Annotated in this window: 22 protein-coding genes; 11 read left to right on the top strand and 11 right to left on the bottom strand. The window is 61.8% G+C overall.

Features of this window, described 5'->3' with window-relative positions; all coding sequences use genetic code 11:
* The first annotated feature begins 101 nt into the window (after positions 1-101).
* Positions 102-1454: a putative bifunctional diguanylate cyclase/phosphodiesterase gene (locus AC0L37_RS04155; protein WP_282221919.1), complete on the top strand. Its 1353-nt coding sequence runs from the start codon at positions 102-104 to the stop codon at positions 1452-1454.
* Positions 1455-1493: 39 nt separating this feature from the next.
* Here AC0L37_RS04155 and AC0L37_RS04150 read toward each other — a convergent pair whose 3' ends face one another.
* Entirely contained in the window at positions 1494-2225 is a 732-nt protein-coding gene (locus AC0L37_RS04150) for an SDR family oxidoreductase (RefSeq protein ID WP_282221920.1), read from the bottom strand.
* A gap of 71 nt (positions 2226-2296) precedes the next feature.
* Between AC0L37_RS04150 and AC0L37_RS04145 the strand changes: the two genes are divergently transcribed.
* Positions 2297-2947: a TetR/AcrR family transcriptional regulator gene (locus tag AC0L37_RS04145; protein WP_282221921.1), complete on the top strand. Its 651-nt coding sequence runs from the start codon at positions 2297-2299 to the stop codon at positions 2945-2947.
* A gap of 40 nt (positions 2948-2987) precedes the next feature.
* On the opposite strand, the gene AC0L37_RS04140 is transcribed toward AC0L37_RS04145, so the two are convergent.
* From AC0L37_RS04140 to AC0L37_RS04130, 3 genes are all read right to left on the bottom strand, one after another.
* Positions 2988-3638: a pyridoxamine 5'-phosphate oxidase family protein gene (locus AC0L37_RS04140; protein ID WP_282221922.1), complete on the bottom strand. Its 651-nt coding sequence runs from the start codon at positions 3636-3638 to the stop codon at positions 2988-2990.
* Between the two features lie 185 nt (positions 3639-3823).
* Positions 3824-4834: a YHYH protein gene (locus tag AC0L37_RS04135; RefSeq protein ID WP_282221923.1), complete on the bottom strand. Its 1011-nt coding sequence runs from the start codon at positions 4832-4834 to the stop codon at positions 3824-3826.
* Positions 4835-4910: 76 nt separating this feature from the next.
* Complete coding sequence (locus AC0L37_RS04130; protein ID WP_282221924.1) at positions 4911-6083, bottom strand: YHYH protein; 1173 nt, start codon at positions 6081-6083, stop codon at positions 4911-4913.
* A 142-nt stretch (positions 6084-6225) separates the two neighbouring features.
* Between AC0L37_RS04130 and AC0L37_RS04125 the strand changes: the two genes are divergently transcribed.
* Complete coding sequence (locus tag AC0L37_RS04125) at positions 6226-6849, top strand: MarR family winged helix-turn-helix transcriptional regulator (RefSeq protein ID WP_282221925.1); 624 nt, start codon at positions 6226-6228, stop codon at positions 6847-6849.
* Positions 6850-6884: 35 nt separating this feature from the next.
* Here the strand turns inward: AC0L37_RS04125 and AC0L37_RS04120 are convergent, their stop codons facing one another.
* Positions 6885-8216 (bottom strand): aminotransferase-like domain-containing protein, encoded by a 1332-nt coding sequence (locus AC0L37_RS04120; protein WP_282221926.1) that lies wholly within the window; start codon positions 8214-8216, stop codon positions 6885-6887.
* A 129-nt stretch (positions 8217-8345) separates the two neighbouring features.
* Positions 8346-8774, bottom strand: a complete 429-nt coding sequence (locus AC0L37_RS04115; protein WP_282221927.1) for a rhodanese-like domain-containing protein — start codon at positions 8772-8774, stop codon at positions 8346-8348.
* A gap of 200 nt (positions 8775-8974) precedes the next feature.
* On the opposite strand from AC0L37_RS04115, the gene AC0L37_RS04110 reads away from it, so the two are divergent.
* Genes AC0L37_RS04110 through AC0L37_RS04100 form a run of 3 tightly spaced genes read left to right on the top strand, consistent with a single transcriptional unit; the run spans position 8975 to position 11123 of the window.
* On the top strand, positions 8975-10177 hold the full coding sequence (locus AC0L37_RS04110) for an aminotransferase-like domain-containing protein (RefSeq protein ID WP_282221928.1): 1203 nt from the start codon (positions 8975-8977) through the stop codon (positions 10175-10177).
* A gap of 53 nt (positions 10178-10230) precedes the next feature.
* Positions 10231-10707, top strand: a complete 477-nt coding sequence (locus AC0L37_RS04105) for a DMT family transporter (RefSeq protein ID WP_282221929.1) — start codon at positions 10231-10233, stop codon at positions 10705-10707.
* A complete protein-coding gene (locus tag AC0L37_RS04100; protein ID WP_212657168.1) occupies positions 10704-11123 on the top strand; it encodes a DMT family transporter in 420 nt (139 codons plus the stop codon). Before AC0L37_RS04105 ends, AC0L37_RS04100 begins: the two co-directional genes overlap by 4 nt.
* A 63-nt stretch (positions 11124-11186) precedes the next feature.
* Here AC0L37_RS04100 and AC0L37_RS04095 read toward each other — a convergent pair whose 3' ends face one another.
* Together AC0L37_RS04095 and AC0L37_RS04090 are read right to left on the bottom strand one after the other, a co-directional pair.
* Entirely contained in the window at positions 11187-12626 is a 1440-nt protein-coding gene (locus AC0L37_RS04095) for an aldehyde dehydrogenase family protein (RefSeq protein ID WP_269370917.1), read from the bottom strand.
* 23 nt (positions 12627-12649) lie between these two features.
* Positions 12650-13792, bottom strand: a complete 1143-nt coding sequence (locus AC0L37_RS04090; protein WP_282221930.1) for a fumarylacetoacetate hydrolase family protein — start codon at positions 13790-13792, stop codon at positions 12650-12652.
* A 213-nt stretch (positions 13793-14005) separates the two neighbouring features.
* Here AC0L37_RS04090 and AC0L37_RS04085 point away from each other — a divergent pair, with 213 nt between their 5' ends.
* Positions 14006-14725, top strand: a complete 720-nt coding sequence (locus AC0L37_RS04085; RefSeq protein ID WP_282221931.1) for an SIMPL domain-containing protein — start codon at positions 14006-14008, stop codon at positions 14723-14725.
* 79 nt (positions 14726-14804) lie between these two features.
* On the opposite strand, the gene AC0L37_RS04080 is transcribed toward AC0L37_RS04085, so the two are convergent.
* Both AC0L37_RS04080 and AC0L37_RS04075 read right to left on the bottom strand, forming a co-directional pair.
* The gene (locus AC0L37_RS04080) at positions 14805-15629 is read right to left on the bottom strand and encodes a sulfite exporter TauE/SafE family protein (RefSeq protein ID WP_282221932.1); all 825 of its coding nucleotides are present in this window, start codon (positions 15627-15629) and stop codon (positions 14805-14807) included.
* Entirely contained in the window at positions 15629-16051 is a 423-nt protein-coding gene (locus tag AC0L37_RS04075; RefSeq protein WP_269370925.1) for a secondary thiamine-phosphate synthase enzyme YjbQ, read from the bottom strand. Before AC0L37_RS04075 ends, AC0L37_RS04080 begins: the two co-directional genes overlap by 1 nt.
* A gap of 254 nt (positions 16052-16305) precedes the next feature.
* On the opposite strand from AC0L37_RS04075, the gene AC0L37_RS04070 reads away from it, so the two are divergent.
* The 4 genes from AC0L37_RS04070 (at position 16306) to AC0L37_RS04055 (ending at position 21022) form a co-directional block, all read left to right on the top strand.
* Complete coding sequence (locus AC0L37_RS04070; protein ID WP_282221933.1) at positions 16306-18423, top strand: OmpA family protein; 2118 nt, start codon at positions 16306-16308, stop codon at positions 18421-18423.
* Between the two features lie 142 nt (positions 18424-18565).
* Complete coding sequence (locus tag AC0L37_RS04065) at positions 18566-19198, top strand: tellurite resistance TerB family protein (RefSeq protein ID WP_282221934.1); 633 nt, start codon at positions 18566-18568, stop codon at positions 19196-19198.
* A 226-nt stretch (positions 19199-19424) separates the two neighbouring features.
* Entirely contained in the window at positions 19425-19796 is a 372-nt protein-coding gene (locus AC0L37_RS04060) for a hypothetical protein (RefSeq protein ID WP_249327856.1), read from the top strand.
* Positions 19797-19966: 170 nt separating this feature from the next.
* The gene (locus tag AC0L37_RS04055) at positions 19967-21022 is read left to right on the top strand and encodes an LLM class flavin-dependent oxidoreductase (RefSeq protein WP_282221935.1); all 1056 of its coding nucleotides are present in this window, start codon (positions 19967-19969) and stop codon (positions 21020-21022) included.
* Here AC0L37_RS04055 and AC0L37_RS04050 read toward each other — a convergent pair.
* The gene (locus AC0L37_RS04050) at positions 21003-21224 is read right to left on the bottom strand and encodes a hypothetical protein (RefSeq protein WP_212657159.1); all 222 of its coding nucleotides are present in this window, start codon (positions 21222-21224) and stop codon (positions 21003-21005) included. The genes AC0L37_RS04055 and AC0L37_RS04050 overlap by 20 nt on opposite strands.
* Between the last annotated feature and the right edge of the window lie 39 nt (positions 21225-21263).

Raw genomic sequence — 21263 nt, 5'->3', positions numbered from 1 at the left:
GCAGAACCTCCGCGCCACAGCGCAGGTCGGCACACGTGTTCTTAACAACGCCGCCGCTATCGTGCACCATGGCGTCACCTGATGCCGCGCTCGGAGCATGTATGGCAAGATCAGCGCTAGGCCCCTCTTCGGCAGCCAGCAGCCACTATTCAACCCGAATGGTCGTTGCTTATCGCTATGGCTCGCTGGCCATAGCGGCCATTGGTCTGGGCTGGGCCGTAGTCTTTGCGGTCATCGGCTGGTGGGGCGTGGTGGCGCTGGACATCGCCATCATTGCCACCGGGCTGGCCATCTATGGCTTGATCCGGCGTGGCCATCTCACCTTCGGCCTTCTGGCCGCTCAGGCCGCCCTGATGCTCATCGCCATCATCATGGGCTTGGTGCTCGATGTTCCCACTACCGACGCTCCCCGCGTCAGCCATCTCTATCTGCTGTTGATCGCCGCTCTGGGCTATCTCAATTACCAGCGCGAGAATTCGCGCATCCAGCTCGCCCTGATCGGCCTGTGCCTTTTGGCCTTTGTCGTTCTCGCCAGCGCACCGCTGGCCTCCCCCTATGTCCTGACCATGCCCGACTCGCTGCGCGTGGGCGGCACCTGGGCCAATGCAATCTTCGCCACCACGCTGCTGGCAGCCAGCGTCCATGCCATGCAGGCCGAGTTTGTCCGCAAGGACAGGTTCAGCCGCGATCTGATGGCCGCGCTGTGGAATGACGAGTTCCAGCTGGTTTTCCAGCCACAGGTCGATCTGGCCCGCGCCACCATTGGCGCCGAGGCGCTATTACGCTGGAACAGCCCGCAACGCGGCACCGTATCGCCGATCGAGTTCATCCCGCAGGCTGAAAAGCTTGGCCTGATGATCGCCATTGGCGGCTGGGTGCTCGAAAAAGGCTGCTACACCCTGGCGCAATGGGGCAAAATTCCCCAGTTCCGGCACCTCACCCTGTCGGTCAATGTCAGCGCCAGCCAGCTCATGCATGCCGATTTCGAGAACTTTGTGCGCGACACGCTGGTCAAGACCCGCGCCAACCCGCGTCAGCTGATCCTTGAACTGACCGAGAGCATTCTGGTCACCGATATGGAGCTGGTGATCGCCCGCCTCCACCGCCTGCGCGCGCTGGGCATCACCATCTCGCTCGATGATTTCGGCACCGGCTTTTCGTCCCTGTCCTATCTGCGCCGGCTGCCCATCCAGCAAATCAAGATTGACCGCGGCTTTGTCCAGGATGCCGCCAGCACCAGCCAGAGCACCTCGCTGGTCAAGAACGTCATCCGCATCGGCCACGATCTCGATCACGACGTGCTGGCCGAAGGCGTCGAAACCATGGAACAGCATACCCTGCTCGCTCAGGCCGGCTGCACCCAGTTCCAGGGCTATCTTTACGGTCGTCCCATGGCCTTGGCCGATTTCGAGCACCGCGTCGAAAACGAGCCAAGGCCCGCCGCGCAAGCCTGAACGGGCAGCCACCACCCGCCCATCTGGATCAGCCCGCTCCTACCAGGGTGTTTCCCCGTCTGGCGCCACAAAGCGCCCGGAGACCGCATCTGCACCCAGCAAGGCATATTGCACCGGCAGCCTGGCGCCCTCTTCAGCGCTCATGAAGCCGACATGCCCCGTCAGGTCGGTTTTGACATAGCCCGGCGCCACCGCATTGACCGCGATCCCGCTTCCCGCCAGCTCTGCGGCCAGTTGCACGCTCAGCATGTTCAGCGCCGCTTTCGAAGCGTTGTAGCCAATCAGCCGGGCCTCATAATAGGGCGAGCTGGGGTCGCCATTGATCGTCAGCGAACCCAATGTCGTGGACAGGTTGACGATCCGTGCGGCCGGCGCCCTGCGCAATAGCGGCAGCATGGCCTGGGTCACGCTCAGCGCGCCGATGAAATTGGTCTCCATCAACCGTCTCACCGCATCGATATCCGACACGCTGGGCGGGCCGTCTGCCGCGTCGACGATCCCGGCATTGTTGATCAGGATGTCCAGCCGCCCGTGCCGGGCCTCGATCTCGGCGGCAGCGGCCCCAATGCTGGCGGCGTCCGTCACATCGATCTGGATGAACGCGACCTGCTCATCCGCGCTCGACAGCGCTGTAGCCGCCGTCTTGCCACGTTCACCATTGCGGGCGCCTACGATGATGGTGACACCCGCCGCCTTGAGCTGGCGGGCAATTTCAAACCCGATCCCCTTATTGGCGCCGGTCACAAGCGCAATGCGTTGCGTGTTGGTCATGCGTAATCTTTCACATTGTTCTGCTGATGCAGCCGATTATATGAAGGATCATTCATCTTGAGGATCCGCATATGGCCACCACCACTCCGGGCCATCTGGCTGCCCGCAAAAAGCCGCTTCAGGCGCGCTCGATGGTCACGCTCGACGCCATTTTCGAAGCCACTATTCAGGTTTTGCTGGCCCAGGGTCTCAACCGCCTGACCACCACCCGCGTCGCCGACCGTGCAGGTGTATCTGTGGGCACCATGTATCAGTACTTCCCCCACAAGCAGGCGCTGCTCTACGCCCTCAACGAGCGCTATCTCGACATGGTCGCTGACAGGATCGAGACAACCTGCAGCCAGCACGCAGGCGTCCCCATCGCGGAAATGGTCGATGCTCTGGTGAACACTTACTGGGCCGCCAAGACCGAGCGCAGCGACGTCACCCGCGCCCTTTATCGCGCCGCGGTTGAACTCGACAATGACGCCCTGATCGCCACTTTTGCGCAGCGCGTCGATACCGCCACCATCGCCATGTTCTGCACGGCCCCCGATGCCCGCTTCGCCGATCTGCCGTTGGTCAACACCACGCTTTTGGCGGTGATTTTCGGCACCGTCCGCAACGTCTTCGAACGTCGCCTCCCGGCAGGCCTTGAAAATGATGTCCGCGATCAACTGGCCCAGATGTGCCGCAGTTACCTCAACCAGGCCGCATTGACAGATGCAGATGCCCCATCATGACCAGCTGCCAACAGGAAAGGCGGCAGCACCGCCCCGCTAGTCAGTACAAGGTGCGCTTGTAGTCATCTTCTAGATCATCATCGAGCTTGCGCTGCGCGGTTGCGTCGCTGGGCGCGCCGCTGGACTGGTCTAGGATCATTTTGATCAGCGACGGCATGTCCGAGCGGTTCTGGAAGTGCTCCGGGTTCCACAATTGCGCGCGCCGAAAGGCTTTGGCGCAATGCAGAAAGACCTCATCCACCTTGACCACGATCGCCAGTTTGGGCGAGCGGCCATTGACGGTCATGCCCTCAAGGACGTCGGGATCGGTGACCAGACTGCCGTGCCCGTTCACGCGCAAGGTATCGTCGAACCCCGGGATGATGAACAACAGGCCGACCCGCGGATTCTCGAGTATATTGACCAGGCTATCGAGCCGGTTATTGCCGGGCCGGTCTGGTATCGCGAGCGTGTGTTTATCGAGGATTTTGACAAAGCCAACCGGATCCCCGCGCGGGCTGACATCGGCCTGTCCCACCAGGTTCTGGGTGCCTATGCAAATGAACGGCGAACGCCGAATAAACGCCTGGGCGTGCGCGTCGAGCGCGCCCTGTTGCTTCTGAACAGCCAGCTCATGCGTCTCGGAAAACAGCTTCCGAAGCGACTGCTCGTCTGCAATGACGCTCTCAGGCTTGATCTCGAACGACGTCATCTTGATACCTCCCCCACCCCTCACGCCCTTCTGAGCCCGCCTGGGATTCTGGGGACACAACAAAAATGAGGTACGTACATCATACCTCAGACGGGAGATCGTATCAACCAATCCTGACGCGCAGAAACCGGCGCGGATTCCAGGGCTCCCTCAACCGCCAGCCCTCATCCGGGTAAGATCAACGACTACGGTCGCCCGGGTCGCGCCGACGCATCGCACGCCGCATCAGCGTCCTCACTAACGCAACCGGCTTCTGCCATCAGGCAGGCCAGAATAGCGTTCGAGCCTGCTTCGCCTGCATGATAGTGGTAAGACGCATTGTCAGCCTGATGACCGTTGCACGCGTCCAGATCGGCCGGATCGCTGCCATCACCCATCAGATGCGAAAATATCTGGTAGCCATCCATGGCCAGCCCGATCTGCATGCCGTGCTCCGCGGCGGCGTCGGCAGACACCGGCCCCGTGGTTGACGGTGACGCATCCAGACAAGTCGTGACGGCATGATAGTGGTAGCCGACATGCAAATTGACATGGCCCCCACAATCGTCGAATGGCGCGATGGTGTGCGCATCCAGGATCGCGTCGACAGGCGCAGGCCCATCCAGGCGAATGCCGTTATAGGCGATGCCGGAGCCTGACATGCCAGTCTGCGACGCCCGTGCCGCTGGCTGCGGATCGAGCGGAATGACATAGGTCACGCTCGCATCATCAGGCATGTATTCGGGCAGGCACTGCACGCAGTAATTATTATGGGCCGCATCGACATCGGGACGCGCAGCGGCCTCACACGATGCCAGTGTGCCGGTAAAATTGATGTCACCCGTCTGCGCATCGAACAACTGCCAGTCGGTATCGCCATAGAATTCGGCCAGATTGGCAATAAAGGCACCGTCGACGTCGTGCACTTCGCCATCTTCCAGCCAGATGCCGCCATGTGACGCGTCCTGGGAGATGTTGCTCGGGCACCACGGGCCGGGCGTGTAGGTCTGCGGATCGGTCGTCACGGTGAGCTGAAAGCAGGTGGTTTTGGTTCCGCCTGACAAGGTGCAGTCCACAACTGACGGCCCCGAGACGATATCGGCACCAGCAAAGAACTGGGCGATCTCCTCGAGACGATCAGCCTGGCTCTGAGTCTGGGCAAGGCCCGGCGCTGTCGCGGCGATCCAGCCAGCAATGGCGACAATGGCGATCTTCATATCCTGTGTCCTAACGTTCTGCTGATCGATGCTTTGTTCGACACCCCCACAACCGCATACACGGCTCAGCGGCCATCTACTGCATAGGCGGCGCTGGCAGGGCGGCACTCAGCTCGCCTTCGGTAATACCAAGAGTTGCTGCAGCTGCGGCCAGATCAGGGCGACCGCCCTGGGCGTCTCCCAGGGCATCCATCAGCGCCTCGGTGGTGATCCCCAGCGTTGCAGCTGCCGCGTCAAGGCCGGCAGGCGCCCCGCCCTGGCCACCATCGGTTGGACGTGGCGGCTCGTTGCGACCGCCCTCACCAGCCTGAGTCGCGCCGACCCCGGCACTTGCCGTAGTCGAGAAATTGTCCTGCGCCTGAACGCCAACCAGACAGGCCGGCAGGTTCGGAAATTCCTTGGAAGAATGGTAGTGATAGGTCTCGCCCAGCGCCGTCACCCCGACATGGCCATTGCAGTCATCGAGCGCTACCGGGGAAGATCCATCGGCCTCGGCGCTGCCATACATCGGGAAGCCATCAAAGGCATATCCGAACAGGGCGGCGCTGTCCTGTTCCAGGCCGCACTGGGCCGCCACGTCTTCGGCTTCAAAGACCGTGTCGATATCGGTCGAGGTGGCGTGCCAGTGATACCAGCCGCCGGGATCGATATGGCCGCCACAGGTGTCAAGCGCGGGCATATGGCCAGTCTGCTGGATGCTGGGTGCATCCGAGAAGATCGGCACGCCATCAAGCGCGACGCCGACCTTGCCAACCACGCCCAGAGCAGTTGGGGTTTCTGCCATGACCGGATCGACCGGAAGGCGCATGGTGATGGTGACAGTCTCGTCGGCCGAGACATTGATGCAGGCATGATCGACACTTGGTTGCTCGGTCGCGATATCCACCACATGGACGGTGCCGTCATCGTCAAAGAAGCGATAGCCCAGATCATCGAGCATATGCAGGAAAGCGGCGTCAACGCGGTACAGCCCGCCATTCTCGCCGGTCCATTCCCAGATGCCCCCGACGTCGTCCAGGGTCACAGGACAAAATGGTCCAATCTCGAGACCCTCAGGCAAATAGCGCACCGTGAACTCGTGACAACTCGCGGCAGCGCCATTGTCCAGCATGCACTCCACGGTGACCGGCTGCTCGACGAATATGGCGGCGTCGAAGCTGGCCATGTCGCTGTGCGCGGCGGCAATACCGGGCGTCGTGAACGCGCCAGCAAGCAGTAGAGTACGGATCGCTTGGTTGGTTTTTTGCATGATGTTCCAAATTCGCAGAGCAGTGGCCAGGAAGCTCACGAAAGTAAGCCGTCTCCTGTATATTGAAGGCCGGACACCGCGCGCCGATTGCACCCCGCGCCCCTCTTGCCGTTACGTGACAGTTAGCATACTAACTATACCCATGCAATCAGACAGCCTTCGCCTGCACTACCTGCTGCATTCCGCAGACCTCATCGAGGACCGCCTCCATCATCAGCTTGCGCCGCTTGGCATCAAGCCGCGACAGGCACGCATCCTCGATGCTCTCGCCAGAATGAGCCGCGCGTCGCAGGTCGAACTTGCCCGGGCTTTCGATGTCTCCCCGGCCAGCATGAGCACCATGACGGCACGGCTGGTGGCGGCCGGTTTCATCACGCGCGAAGTCGATCGCCACGACATTCGCAGCAACACGCTCAGACTATCAAAAAGGGCAGTGACCTGCTCGATCAGATTCGCGCGGCCTGGCGCGCCATTGACGATGTCATTGAGAACGCAATCGGTCCGGAAAAGGCACGCGAGCTTGCCGAGATCACTCTGGAATTGCGCGACGCTCTGGGCGGAAAAACGCCGGGAAGTGCGTCTGAACAACCGCCGGACGACGTCTAGGCACTCCGCTGCTCATTATCCGCACCTGACGGGCGCCGGCGCCGGTCCCTTCCAATGGACACCCACCCAAGAGCGGTTTTATGCCGCGTCGATTATCAGCGAAACAAAGCCAACGCTGTGCGCCGAATTGCGGTGGTCGCTGAAGCCAGCCACGCCGTGAACACTAGGTTGCAGCGCTGCTCCAGCCCCGCGCCCTTAAACCACCACATCCTCGTCACTGCCCAGTATCCCGGCAATGATCTTGAGAGCCCGGGTCAGTGTGGCGCGGGCAGCGGGGGCCATGATGCAGAGCCGCACCCCGCTCACCGGCGCCTCGCCCACCTGGGTGGCCGAAGGCGGGGTGATGCGCACCCCGGCTTCGCTGGCGCGGCGGGCGAACTGCTCGGCCTTGAGAGGGTCCATGGCCAGCCACACATGCGGTGCGCCATCGGGCATCGGCACAGCATCCAGTCCCAGCAAATCCTGGGTCAGCGCCACGCGCGCGCGGGCCTCTTCGCGCAGGGCCGATGCGGCGTCGCCCGCCAGTCCCGTCTCGATCATCGCGGCGGCCAGTTCGCCAATATAGGGCGGTAACCCCCAGCATTCGGCCCGCAGCCGCTTGCGCACGGCCGCCATCAGTTCGGGCGGCGGCGCGATCACCCCTTCGCGTACCAGCGGCGTCACGCTCTTGGACAGACTGGTGACATAAAACACCCGCTCGGGCGCCAGCTCGCGATAGGTCAGTCGCCCCTTGGCCGCATAGACTCCGTAAATATCATCCTCGATGATCATCGCGTCATAGCGCCGGGCGATTGTCGCCAGTTCGCGCCGCCGCGCTGGCCCCGTTTCAAACCCCAGAGGGTTCTGGCACACCGGCGTTGTATAGATGATCCGCGCACCGCTGGTTTCCAGCGCCTGTGCCAGTGCGGTGGGCAACATGCCTTCATCATCAATGGCCACCGGCGCCATGCTCATCCCCAGATTGGCCGCCGCCGCCAGGGCGCCGGGGAATGTTGCCGTTTCGGTCAGGATGATGTTGGAGCGCGGCTGCAGCACGGCAAAGGCCAGATGTAGCCCCTGCTGGGCCCCGTTGCACAACAGGATATCATCGGCCTTCAGCGCGGTCCGGCTCTGGCTCAGCCAGTCAGCGATCACGGCGCGCTGCCGCTCGGTCCCACTGGGGTCGACATAGCCGCCATGGGCCAACCCCAGCGCCTGTCGATTGGCCATCAGGCTCGCTTCGTTCAACCGCGCCAGCGGCACCACGGGTGGCGGTGCGTTGACCGTCAGGTCCACCACACCACCATCATCGCTATCGCCCTGCTCGAGCACGAACGTGCCGCGCCCGATCTCGCCGCGTACCACGCCACGGGCACTCAGCGTATCAATCGCCCGCGTCACGCTGCCAATCGATACCGAAAACTGCTGTGCCAATTGCCGGTGTGTCGGCAGGCGTGACCCTGCCTGGAACTGCCCGGTCGCTATCGCCGCCTCGACGGCATTGGCCAGCCGCTCATGCAGCGGCAGGTCACTATCATCAAGCTGCATTGTATTGCTGTTTTCTGATATTGTATCACTCATTATGCTGATACTATCATACCCGCCACTGCCATTGTCCATGCGCCCCCAAACCGCAGCACAATCGGCCCTGGGGCGAGGCTCAGTGTGCACAGTCTGTCAACCAGTTGACCCGACCTGTGACACTGCCTCGACAGCACTCTCAAAGGCAAAACCCTCATCGGCCCAGCCTGTCAGTCCGCCAATCATCAGCTTGACCGGACGCCCCAGCCGCGCCAGCTTCAACGCTGCCTGGTCAGCACCATTGCAGTGCGGCCCCGCGCAATACACCACAAACAGCGTGTCTGCAGGCCATTGCGCCATCCGTTCAGCACTGATCTGGCGATGCGGCAGATGCAGGGCACCCGGCACATGCCGGCGGGCAAAGGCTGCATCCGAGCCCACCACATGGAGCAGCACAAAATCCACATCGCCAGCCGCCAGGCACGCCTGCACATCAGCGCAGTCAGTCTCTAGCGCCAGCCGCTGGCCAAAATGCGCCACGGCAACCGCAGGCGCCGCCACTGCATATTCCGATACAAAACTCATCGCCGTCTCCCAATCCCCGCCCACACAGGCAGTGTTACAATGTTGAAAACCCTGCCCCGACATCGAAACCGCCAGCACAGCGGCGGATACAGCACCGCATCCGAGGGTGATTCCTACGGCCTCCTCGCAACAAGGTCAATACAGTTGACATAACAATAATGAAGTGATTGTATCAGTCATATCACTGACGGATGGTACAAATGACCCAGCCCGCTTTTCGCCTCGCCACACGCGCCCAGACCCTCAAGGCTTCCGAAATCCGCGAGCTACTCAAGCTGGTCGGCAAGCCGTCGATGATTTCCTTTGCGGGCGGCATTCCGGACCCGGCGCTATTCAATCTCGCCGCTTTTCAGGCCGCCTGCCACGAAGCATTTGGCGGCCCCCAGGTGGCGCGCGAAGCCCTGCAATACTCCACCACCGAAGGCTACGCGCCGCTGCGCCAGTGGCTGGCCAGCCATATGCAGTCCCAGGGCGTACCGGCCACGGCAGACAACATCCTGATCACCACTGGCTCCCAGCAGGCGCTTGATCTGATTGGCAAATTACTGATCGATCCCGGCAGCGCCGTAGTCACCGCCCGCCCCACCTATCTGGGCGCCGTGCAGGCCTTTTCCGCCTACCAGCCCCGCTTTGCCGCACTCGACACCCCCCATCCGCTGGACGACGACGCCCCGCGCCTGCTCTATCTGGTGCCCGATTTCGCCAATCCGACAGGCGTCACCATGAGCCGCCTTGCCCGCCAGCAAGCGCTCGAACAGGCCCGAGCGCTCAATGCCATCATCGTCGAAGACGCCGCCTACTCGGCCCTACGCTACGATGGCGAGGCCCTGCCCGCCATTGCCGCACTCGACGCCGCCAGTGGCCCTGTCGAGGCTACCCGCACGCTCTATTGCGGCACCTTTTCCAAGACACTGTCACCCGGCCTGCGCATTGGTTGGGTCTGCGGCCCCACAGCCCTGATCCGCAAACTTGCCATGCTCAAGCAGAGCGCGGATCTGCACACCTCAACCGTCAACCAGATGGTCATGCACCATGTCGCCACCAGCAGCTATGATGCGCAGGTAACCGCCATTCGCTGCGTCTATCGCACACGGCGCGATGCCATGCTGGCCGCGCTGGAGCGCTATGCTCCCACCGGCGTGCGCTGGAAAAAGCCCGATGGCGGCATGTTCATCTGGCTCGAATTGCCCGAGCACCTCGACGCCAGTGCCCTGCTTTCGCAGGCTATTCGCGAAGACGTCGCCTTTGTGCCCGGCGGCGCCTTCTTCCCCGACGGCACGGGTCGCAACACCCTGCGGCTAAGCTTTTCGCTGGCCGACGAGGCCCAGATCGAGCTGGGCATTTTCAAGCTTTGCCAACTGCTCGGTCGTCAGGCCATGGCGCGGGCTGTCAACGTGCATTGAAGCGGATCAGGCATGCTAGTTTTGGCCACGCCTCACCACGATTCGGACCTTGCATGACTACCACCACCCAGCGGCTCAATCCGCTCCATGTGCTGGCCGCCTTCCTCACCGGCGGCCTGCTCACCTTGATGGTCCTGTTCAACGGCCAGCTGGCCCATTACGGCAACCCGCTATTTTCCTCCTGGGCCGCCCATGGCACCGGCACCGTGGCCGCCATCATCATGCTTGCCGTGCTGTATCGGCGCCCGCGCGCGCCCGTCGCGTCCGGCAAGGCGCCACTCTGGGCCTATCTGGGCGGCATATCGGGCGCCCTCACCGTCATTCTGACCTCCACCACCGTCAACTCCGCCCTAGCCCTGTCCGGCACGCTGGCGCTGGGTCTGGCCGGTCAGGTTGTGTTCAGCCTTGCCGCCGATCGCTGGGGACTGTTCGGCATGCCCCGCCGCCGCCCCACGGCCCGCGATATGGCGGCGCTGGCTTTGATTGTCGCCGGTAGCGCCCTGATCATCCTGTTCGGGAGAGGCGCATGATCCTGCCCATTTTCTTTGCCCTTACGGCCGGGGCACTGGTCAGCCTCAGCCGCCAGATCAATGGTCGACTTGCCCTGTCAACCGCCCCGCTGATTGCCTCGTTCTGGAACCATCTGGTGGGCTTTGTCGCCCTCAGCGTGCTGGGGCTCATCATTGGCGGGCTGGTCCCGCCCGGCGCCGCCGACGCCCCTTGGCATGCCTATGTGGGCGGCCCCATTGGCGTTGTCTTTGTGGCTGCCGGCAGCTGGCTGATCGCCCGCATCGGCGCAGCCAACACGGCCCTGTTGGTCATTAGCGGCCAGATGGTTTCCGGCGTCGCGCTCGATCTGCTGCGCAATGTCCCCACCACGCTCTGGGCCAGCAGCCTGGGTGTGGTGCTCATTCTGGCTGGCATGGCACTGACCCAGCGTCGATAGCCCAGCAAAAGCCCCCACAGCGTGATGCTGCGAGGGCTGGTCGTTCTAAAACCGCAATGGCGATTAGCCGGCGGCGGTATAGGCCGTCTTGACTACGGTGAAGAACTCGGCCGCGTACTTGCCCTGCTCGCGTGGGCCATAGCTCGAGCCCTTGCGACCACCAAATGGCACGTGGAAGTCCACGCCAGCGGTCGGCACATTGACCATCACCATGCCCGCTTCGGAATTGCGCTTGAAGTCGGTGGCGTATTTCAGCGAGGTGGTCACGATACCGGCCGACAGACCGAACTCGGTGTCATTGGCCATGGCCAGCGCTTCATCATAGTCCTTGGCGCGAATGACCGAGGCCACCGGCCCGAAGATCTCTTCGCGGCTGATGCGCATGTCGTTGGTGGCGTCGGTGAACAGCGCTGGCTGCAGGAAGTAGCCTTCCGTTGCCGCATTGACCCGATTGCCGCCCACGCGCAGCGTCGCCCCCTCGGACTGACCGATCTCGATATAGTCCATGTCCTGCTTGAGCTGGCCCGGATCGACCACAGGACCGATTTCGGTGTCCTTGGCCAGGGCATCGCCGACACGCAGGTTCTTGGTGCGCTCGCACAGGGCATCGACAAATGCGTCGTGGATGCCTTCGGTCACGATCACGCGCGATGACGCGGTGCAACGCTGACCCGTCGAGAAGAAGGCCGACTGGGCCACGGTTTCAACGGCCACCTTGAGGTCGGCGTCGTCAAGCACGATGGTCGGGTTCTTGCCGCCCATTTCGAGCTGGAACTTGCGACCAACCTCGATCGAGGCTGCTGCAACGCGCTTGCCGGTACCAACCGAGCCGGTGAAGGTGATCGCGGTCACGTCCTTGCTGTCGAGCATGGTCTGGCCAACGACCGAACCCTTGCCCATTACAAGGTTGAGCACGCCATCAGGCAGGCCAGCGCGCTTGAGAATGTCGACAATCGCCCAGGTCGAGCCCGGCACCAGATCGGCAGGCTTGATCACCACGGTATTGCCGTAGGCAAGCGCTGGGGCCATTTTCCAGGTCGGAATGGCAATCGGGAAGTTCCAAGGGGTGATGATGCCGATCACGCCGATTGGCTCGCGGGTGATTTCCACACCAACGCCGGGACGCACGCTTGGCAGCACTTCGCCAGCAAGGCGCAGCACTTCACCAGCAAAGAAATCAAAGATCTGCGCTGCGCGCGTCACTTCGCCGATGGCTTCAGGCAAGGTCTTGCCTTCTTCGCGGCTGAGCAGCTCGCCCAGCTCGGCCTTGCGCTCCAGGATTTCCTGGCTGGCTTTGCTCAGGATGGCGTGCCGCTGCAGAATGCCCGAGCGCGACCATGCAGGGAAAGCCGCCTTGGCGGCAGCGATGGCCTGCTTGGTGTCTTCGGCGGTCGCGCGGGCATAGACGCCCACCACTTCCTTGATATTGGAGGGGTTGATGTTCTCGGCGCCATCCGCGCCAACCCATTCCCCGTTGATGAGGTTCTTGTGCAATTCAGCCATTATTGATGCCTTTCGGGTGGGGTCTAAAGGAGGTCTGCCTTGGCCAGGTCGCGCAGCAGATGGCTGCTGCCATAGGTCCAGGGCGGACATTTGGTTGACAGGTTCACCCTGTTAGACAGGGTTCCCAGGCTTTCTGTCGAGATCGAAACGACATCGCCAAGCTTGTGGGTGAACCCCTTGCCGGCGCCGTCGCGATCCTTCACTGGCGCGAACATGGTGCCCAGATACAGCACCAGCCCGTCCGGATATTGATGGTGCGTCCCCAGCGTCGCTGCAACCAGCGACTCCGGCGTCCGCGAAATCTGGTTCATCGAGGAGTGTCCTTCAAGCACGAAGCCATCCTCGCCTTCAACCCGCAGTGCTATTTCGCTGTTCTTGATGGTCTCGAGCGTGAACGTCCCGTCGAACAGGCGGACGAACGGCCCCAGCGACGCCGAAGCATTATTGTCCTTGGCCTTGCCCAGCAACAGCGCCGAACGGCCTTCCACGTCGCGCAGATTGACGTCATTGCCCAGTGTCGCGCCGATGATGGCACCGGTGCTGGTCACCAGCAGCGCCACTTCTGGCTCGGGATTGTTCCAGCTCGAAGCAGGGTGAAGCCCCACTTCAGCGCCATATCCCACCGAACTCATCGGCTGACCCTTGGTGAAGATTTCCGCATCCGGGCCGATACCGACTTCGAGATACTGGCTCCACACGCCCTTTTCGATCAGCGCCGCCTTCACCTTCATCGCCGCTTCCGAACCGGGAACCAGTTCGCTGAGGTCCATGCCGATCAGATCGAGGATTTCGGTGCGCAGCGCATCGGCACGGGAGTTATCCCCGCGGGCCTGTTCTTCGATTACTCTTTCCAGCAGCGACACCACAAAGGTAACGCCCGAGGCCTTGATGGCCTGCAGATCAATTGGAGACAGCAGACTAGGCAATTTCGCATCGGTGGCAGCAGCCACACTGTTGGCCAGCACGGCCTTGGCATTGCCCAGCGACACGCCCGGCGCCGTGCGCACATGGTCTGCAGCGCGGCCGCTTTCGGCGATATCGCGTACCGTAGCCATCCCGGGTGCGGTGATGTCGAACAATTCCTCGCCACGCACTGTGACAATCCGCGGATGGGCATGTCCGGGCACATGAGCGCGCCCCACCAGAATGCCGTTCGGATAGTCCATGTTACTCACCTTGCTGCCCCCTAAAATGTTAGGGCCGTGACTACTCCACCCGAGCCGGGCCGCGCAAGCGCTACCTTAGTAATAAGTCATACTTTTGGCGATGCCAGTTGTGAACACCCGTCCACAGAAGTGTTCAACTCCGGTTCATCCGTGCCGCAATACTGACGCAATGGCTGGGGAGTAGTCCCCCCGATCAGCTCATGGAGTTTTCATATGCGTCACCTTGCTGCCCTCGTTCCCTTCGCCCTGCTCGCCGGTCTGGCTCAGCCAGCCTATGCTGGCACGATCTCGATTGATGGCCGTGGCGAAGTCGCCGCAGCACCCGACATGGCGATGATCAGCTCCGGTGTCACCACGCAGGGCGTCACCGCGCGTGAGGCGCTCGACGCTAATACCGCTGCCATGACCGACCTGATTGCCACCCTCAAGGAATTCGGCATCGAAGCCCGCGACATCCAGACCTCGGGTTTTTCGGTCAACCCAAACTACGTCTATTCCGACGCCCGCGATGCCAATGGCTATTCGCTGCCCCCCAAGATCAATGGCTATCAGGTCAGCAATTCGGTGACGGTAGCGGTCCGTGATCTCGAAACGCTGGGCGAAATTCTCGACAAGTCCGTGACAGTGGGCGCCAACACAATCAATGGCGTCACCTTCTCGGTGGCCGATCCGGCTGATCTCTACAACGAAGCACGCAAGGCAGCCTTTGCCGATGCCCGCGCCAAGGCTGAACTCTATGCCGGTGCCGCTGGTGGCGCGCTTGAAGAGATTATCTCGATTTCCGAGACCAAGGGGTTCAATGAGCCCCAGCCCTACCCCATGTATGCCCGATCCGAGATGGCCGACGCCGCCAAAGTGCCAGTCGAAGGCGGCGAATTGAGCTTTGCCATCAATGTCAGCGTGCAGTGGGAACTCGCTGACACCAGCAAATAAACGTTCCAATACCCCTCTTTGAGGGGGCTTGGGCGGTGGGGACGGACCATCGTAGTCACCCGTCCCCACCAACCTTCTTCTAGCCGGCCAGCACCTTCCACAGCATGTTCAGGCCGACCAGCACCAGAAATCCGGCAAAGACATATTTCAGCGTCTGCTGATTGAGCTTGTGCGCCAATGCCGCGCCCATCGGCGCGAACACGGCCGCCAGCACCGCCACCAGCAGCATCGCCACCAGGTTGATATAGCCCAGGCTCAGAGGTGGCAGCCCTTCGGCGCCCCAGCCTGAAATCGCAAAGCCCAGCGTGCCCGAAACCGCGATTGCCACGCCAATGGCCGCCGAGGTGCCCACCGCTGCATGCATGGTCGCGCCAAAGGCCACCAGTGTCGGCACGCTCAGCGAACCGCCACCGATTCCCATCAGCGCCGAAATGAACCCCACCACCGAGGCCGAGATGCGATGCGTCAGCGCCGAGCCCTTCAGATGTCCCATAAGCCTGGTTTGGAACGCAAAGATGATGTTGGCGGCAATCAGGAAGGCCATGAAGGCGAACACGATACGCAGCACATTGCCCGAAAAATAGCCCGCCACCAGCCCGCCAATGAACGTGCCGGCTACAATGAACGGCACCCATAGCTTGAGCGTGGCGATATCGAGTGCCCCACGCTTGTAGTGCGAGCGGGCACTGACAATGCCGGTCGGAATAATGATGGCCAGCGACGTTCCCACAGCCACATGCTGCACCACGTCGCCGTCATAGCCCATCAGCGACAGGGCCGTGGACAGTGCAGGCACGATGATCGCGCCGCCCCCAATGCCCAGCAATCCCGCGGCGATGCCCGAGCATACCCCGGTGATCATCAGACCGACCACGAACGGCCAGTATTGGGCCACCAAATCCATTACCTGTCTCCAATCATGTGCAGCACCACCTCGCGCCGATGCGGCCGACGACGATGCTCGAATAAATAAATACCCTGCCAGGTGCCGAACACAGGCACCCCATTGCTGATCGGCACACCGATCGAGGTCTGCGTCAGCGCCGCCTTGATATGGGCCGGCATGTCGTCAGGCCCTTCAGTGGTATGCACCAGCCAGTCCATGCCCTCGGGCGCCAGCCGCGCAAAGAAGCCATCCAGATCGGTTTTGACGTCGTCGTCAGCATTCTCCTGGATCAGCAGCGAGCACGACGTATGCCGCACGAACACCGTCAGCAGTCCCGTCGCCACGTCGTTCTTGTGTACGAATTGCGCGACCGATTGCGTGAATTCGTAGAGACCCGAGCCCTGAGTCGGAATGATCAGCGTATCAATGGCTTGTTGCATGCCCCCGCCCTAGCACGAAAATCGCCATGCCCAGTAGCACAGTCGCACACCAATCCGTCCAGTCCGCCGCAATCGCGCCATGATCGGCGCGCCTGTGATGGCACGAGCCAATGGGGGAACCATGCCAAAAGCCAGGCGTTGTGGGCCTGCGGGGAATAAATCAGCACGTGGCATCGCTCAAACGCCGTTCAGACTGCGTTCAGGCCGCTGCCACGATGCTTGGCTCAATCGCCTATCGTATTAAAGGAAAAACAATGCGCCTCAAAAACTGGCTCCTGACCGGCACCAGCATCGGCCTGATGGCCTTGCTGCCGCTCACCGTACGCGCACAGGATGGTGACCTTGTCGCCGCCTATCAGGCCTATGTGGCCGCCCAGCAATCTGGCGACGCCGATGCCCTCGCCGCCGCTGAAGGTTCCTTCACTGAAGCCTGTATCGTGGCAGGCTACACAAGCATTGAAGAATGCGTGGCCGAAGTTGAGGCCAGCATGTCCGCTGAGCCCGCTGCCGCTCCTGCGGCAGAACCAGCACCTGTAGAAGCTGCCCCGGCTGAGCAGGCCGCTCCTGCCGAGGAGGCTGAGCCTGCTGCCGATCCAGCACCTGAACCCGCCGCTGAACCGGCTCCAGAGCCCGCACCGGCTATGGAAGCTGAGCCAGCGCCAGCTGCTCAAGCTGAGCCGGCCCCTGCTGCAGAGCCTGCCCCAGCCGCGGAGCCTGCCCCAGCCACGGAGCCTGCGCCCGCAGCTGAAGCTGAGCCTGCCATGGAACAGCCAGCTGCCGAACCGGCGCCCGCCGCTGCGCCTGCACCGGCTGAACAACCCGCCCCCATCGAGGCCACTGTCGATATCGCTGCCCAGTTGCAGGCAGAAGTTGACGTCTACAACGCCGCTATCGCCGACATGATGTCGGGTGGCGACGAGGCCGCCGCACGTGCTCAGATGGACACTGCCAAGCAGAACATCGCTGCGCTGTGTGCTGAAGCCGGCATGGACGACGTGACTGCTTGCCTGGCCAATTATGGCCTTGAACTGGCAGCAGTTCCCAAGATGGACGCGCCTGCTGAACCCGCTGCACAGGCCGAGCCTGCTGCGCCAGTGGAACAGCCCGCTGAAGTAATCGAAACCCTGCCCGAAGGCGTGACCCAGGAGCAGGTTGCTCCCGTGCTTGATAGCGCCAAGGACCCTGAGCAGCCCGTTGAAGGCGAAGCTTCGGCTGAACCCGCACCCGCTGCCGAACCTGCCCCCACCAGCGACGCCAGCGCCCAGTCGCGCTTCCAGACCATGGAAGCCGTCCAGCCGGTCTCTGCTGAAGAAGGCCAGGCGGTCCAGGCCAATGCCGTCGAACAGCAGTCCACGCCGCAGAACGTGACGATCATCAACCAGACGACCGTTACCAACAACAACACGACCAACATCGACAATTCTGGTGCCAATATCGGCCAGCAGCAGAACAACGTGTCGACCGAACAGTCTGCTGATGTGGCCACTGGCCAGTCTGCCAATACCCCCATTCAGCCGCTCGACCCCGGTCAAGCCATCACCCAGATGATCTTTCAGGTCGGCACCCAGCTGATCGTGAACTCGGTGGGTCAGGATACCGACCGCTTTTACAATCCGCAGCAGGACGAGATCTACTACGAAACCCTGAGCAATGGCCGGGTCCGCGAAACCATCACGCGTCCCGATGGCACCCAGATTGTCACCGTCCGTAACCGCAATGGCGACGTACTGCGTCGCTCGCGCATTGATCCCGACGGCCGTGAATACATCCTGGCCTATTTCGATGAGCGCTACGACAACGATCTCATCGAATGGCGCGATCCAGGTCGCGATCTGCCTCCACTGCGTTTGAACATCCCGGTTCAGGACTACGTGCTTGATGCCGAATACGCCAACGAGCAGGAAGTCGAAGTCTTCTTTGGCCAGCCACCGGTCGAGCAGGTTGCCCGTCTTTATTCGATTGACGAGGTCAAGCGCTCCGCCCGCGTTCGTGACAGCGTGCGCAAGCTCGAAGTCGGCGGCCTGACCTTCGACACCGGCGCCGCTACCATCAGCCGCGATCAGGTTGGGGCACTCTCCAATGTGGCCAACGCCATGCTGCAGCTGCTCGACAACAATCCTAGCGAGACCTTCCTGATTGAAGGCCACACTGACGCGGTGGGTTCGGAAATCTCCAACCTGCAGCTGTCTGATCTGCGCGCCGCCACTGTCGCCCGTATCTTGACCGACTTCTATGGGGTCCCGCCTGAAAACCTGGCGACACAGGGCTATGGCGAGCGCTACCTCAAGATCCGTACCGAAGCGGCTGAGCGCTCCAACCGTCGCGTCACGATCCGCCGCATCACGCCGCTGATCACCGTCGCCAACAGGTAACGTTTAACGCCACACCGAACACGATCAGGGCCGGGCAATTTGCCTGGCCCTTTTTTTGTCATCCATCATCTCAAGCGTCATTCCGTCGCGCTTGCGATCACACCCATCATTCCCCATCTCGAACAAAACCAAGGGAGTAGCCATGTTCAACATCGACCAGATCGTCAAAGCCCTTCAGACCGACAGGAATGCGCAGAACACTGCCATGACGGGCGCAGCCGGGCTGGCCGCAGCCATGTTGCTCAGCGGCGGAAAACTGGGAAAGCTGGCCGGCAACACGGCCAAGCTTGGCGCCATGGCTGCTCTGGGTGGACTTGCTTATAGCGCCTGGCAGAACCATCAGAATTCCAGACCCGCCGCGCCAGCCCCATCCTCGCCCGATGCCTTCATCCCACCAGCCGCGGATGTTGATGCACAAGAACAACTCGGCAAGACGCTGGTGCGCGCCATGATCTCGGCCGCTAAAGCCGATGGCCGCATTGATGCCGATGAGAAAGAAGCCATCTTCACCCGACTCGAAGCAATGCCGCTCTCTTCGGAAGAAAAGGCCTGGGTGTTTGACGAGCTATCAACCCCGCTCGATATCAATGCGGTGGTTGCCCGTGCCGACACGCCCGAGCATGCCGCCGAGATCTATGCCGCATCGCTCGTGGCGATCACCGCCGATACCGCAGCCGAGCGGGCCTATCTTGATGCGCTGGCCACCAAGCTGGGTCTGGAGCCAGGCCTGGTCGAAGAAATTCACAAGGCTATCGAAGCCCGACCGCCGCACTGATCGGACTTTTCGGGACACCGCGCCCTCAAATATGTCCAAATACAGGAAAACAAAGTCAGTCTGGGTGCGGCACGCTGCGCCCAGGAAACCAATGGCGCTCACTATCCAGCTGAAATTTAACGCGAATTACGATTTTCAATAAACTTGAAATCCGTGATCACAGCCTCGGGAACGAAAGTAATTACCCCGCGTTTTTCTGCCATAGGTTCAAACAAGGATCGACATCATGGCTTATCCCGAACGCGACACAGTCTATACCAATGACGGCAACCGCACCGTCTATACCCGCGAAAGCAACGGCACCGGCTGGTTCGTCGGCATCATCGTTGCCTTGGCTCTGTTGGCCATCGGCTACCTGGTCTTCTCGGCCAATTCCGGTCCGGCAACCACGGTGGATGTGAACACTGCACCTGCCGTTGAAGCACCGGCTGATCCGGCAATGGCCCCTGCGCCAATGACCGAAACAGCTCCAGCCGTAGAGGCACCTGCTGCCCAGGCACCAGCCACCGAAGCCGCACCGGCTGATGGCGTTGCTGCTCCAGCAGCACCAGCCGAGCCAGCAGCAACGACTGATCCAGTCGCCGCACCTGCTCAGTAAATAGTCTTCCTCCCTCGCTGGCGCAGTCGTCCCCCCGCTCGCCAGCACCCCTGGCCCCGGTTTCCACCGGGGCCTTTTTCGTGCCCGGCGCAGGGGTAGTTACACCGCTGTGCGTTCTTGATACGCCCAACCGTGGCGATCATGTCTGTCGCCAACGCAACAGGTGCATCATGGAACTTGGCCTTTATTCCTTTGCTGAAAATACACCCGATCCACTCAACGGCGGCGCGCTGCAAAGTCCGGCCGACCGGCTCGCAGATCTGCTTGAGGAAGTTGAACTGGCCGACCAGCTCGGCCTGTCATTTTACGGCCTTGGCGAACACCACCGCCCGGACTTCGTCGCATCGGCACCACTGACCATTCTGGCTGCCGCAGCTGCGCGCACCAAATCAATCCGGCTTTCCACTGCCGTCACCGTTCTGAGCTCCGAAGACCCGATCCGCGTCTACCAGCAGTTCGCCACGCTCGATCTTCTCAGCAATGGTCGGGCCGAGATCATGGCCGGGCGCGGCTCATTCATCGAGAGCTTTCCGCTCTTCGGGCTTGATTTGAAGAATTATGACGCCCTGTTTGAAGAAAAGCTCGATCTGCTGCTCAAGCTACGACAGGGTGGTCCTGTCACCTGGGAGGGCACAGAACACACCAGGCCTATTCCTGGCATCGCGGTCTATCCGGTGCCCGTTCAACAACCCATTCCACTCTGGATCGCGGTTGGCGGCACACCCAATTCTGTGGCCCGGGCGGCCTATCACGGCCTGCCCCTGATGATCGCCATCATTGGTGGCCAGCCACGCCAGTTTGCGCCACTGGTCGATTTCTATCGTGAAACGGCCACCAAGGTCGGTCGCGACGTCACTGTGATGCCCGTTGGCATCAGCTCACACGGCTTCATTGCCGCTGACAGCCAGGACGCCCGTGATATGGCGTATCCAGCCCATAGCGAAGCAATGAACCGCATTGGCAAGGAACGCGGCTGGCCACCCACAACGCGCGCCCAGTTCGAGGCAGGTGCAGCTCCCGAAGGCGCCTATTTCATGGGGTCGCCGCAGCAGATCATCGACAAGATCCTCGCCCAGCACGAATTGTTCAAACACGACCGCTTCGGCCTGCAACTCAGCGTCGGTACCCTGCCCCATGAAAAGGTCATGAAAGCCATCGAGCTTTACGGCACCGTCGTCAAACCGGCCGTGGACAAGGCGTTGGGAACTACTTCCCCGAGCGCTTGAGCGACTTGATCTCAAGCGGCGGCATGCCCGACTTCTCGGAAATGGCGCGATCCTGCTCTTCGATCGCGGCCTTGGCGGGTTCATCCCCGTCCAGGCCACCCAGCAGGCTGGCATCAACCTTGCGGTTGGAGCGCTGGCTGCCGTCTTCATAGACGACGTCAAACATCACGAATTCGCTGCGCGCGGTGGGCTTTCTGGCCATGGTCTTTACTCCTGTGCGGGGCAGAGCCACCCGCGAACC

The organism is Devosia sp. J2-20 (genome assembly GCF_055808475.1).
Note: the sequence above shows the minus strand (reverse complement) of the source record. Positions and strands in the feature narration are given on the sequence as shown.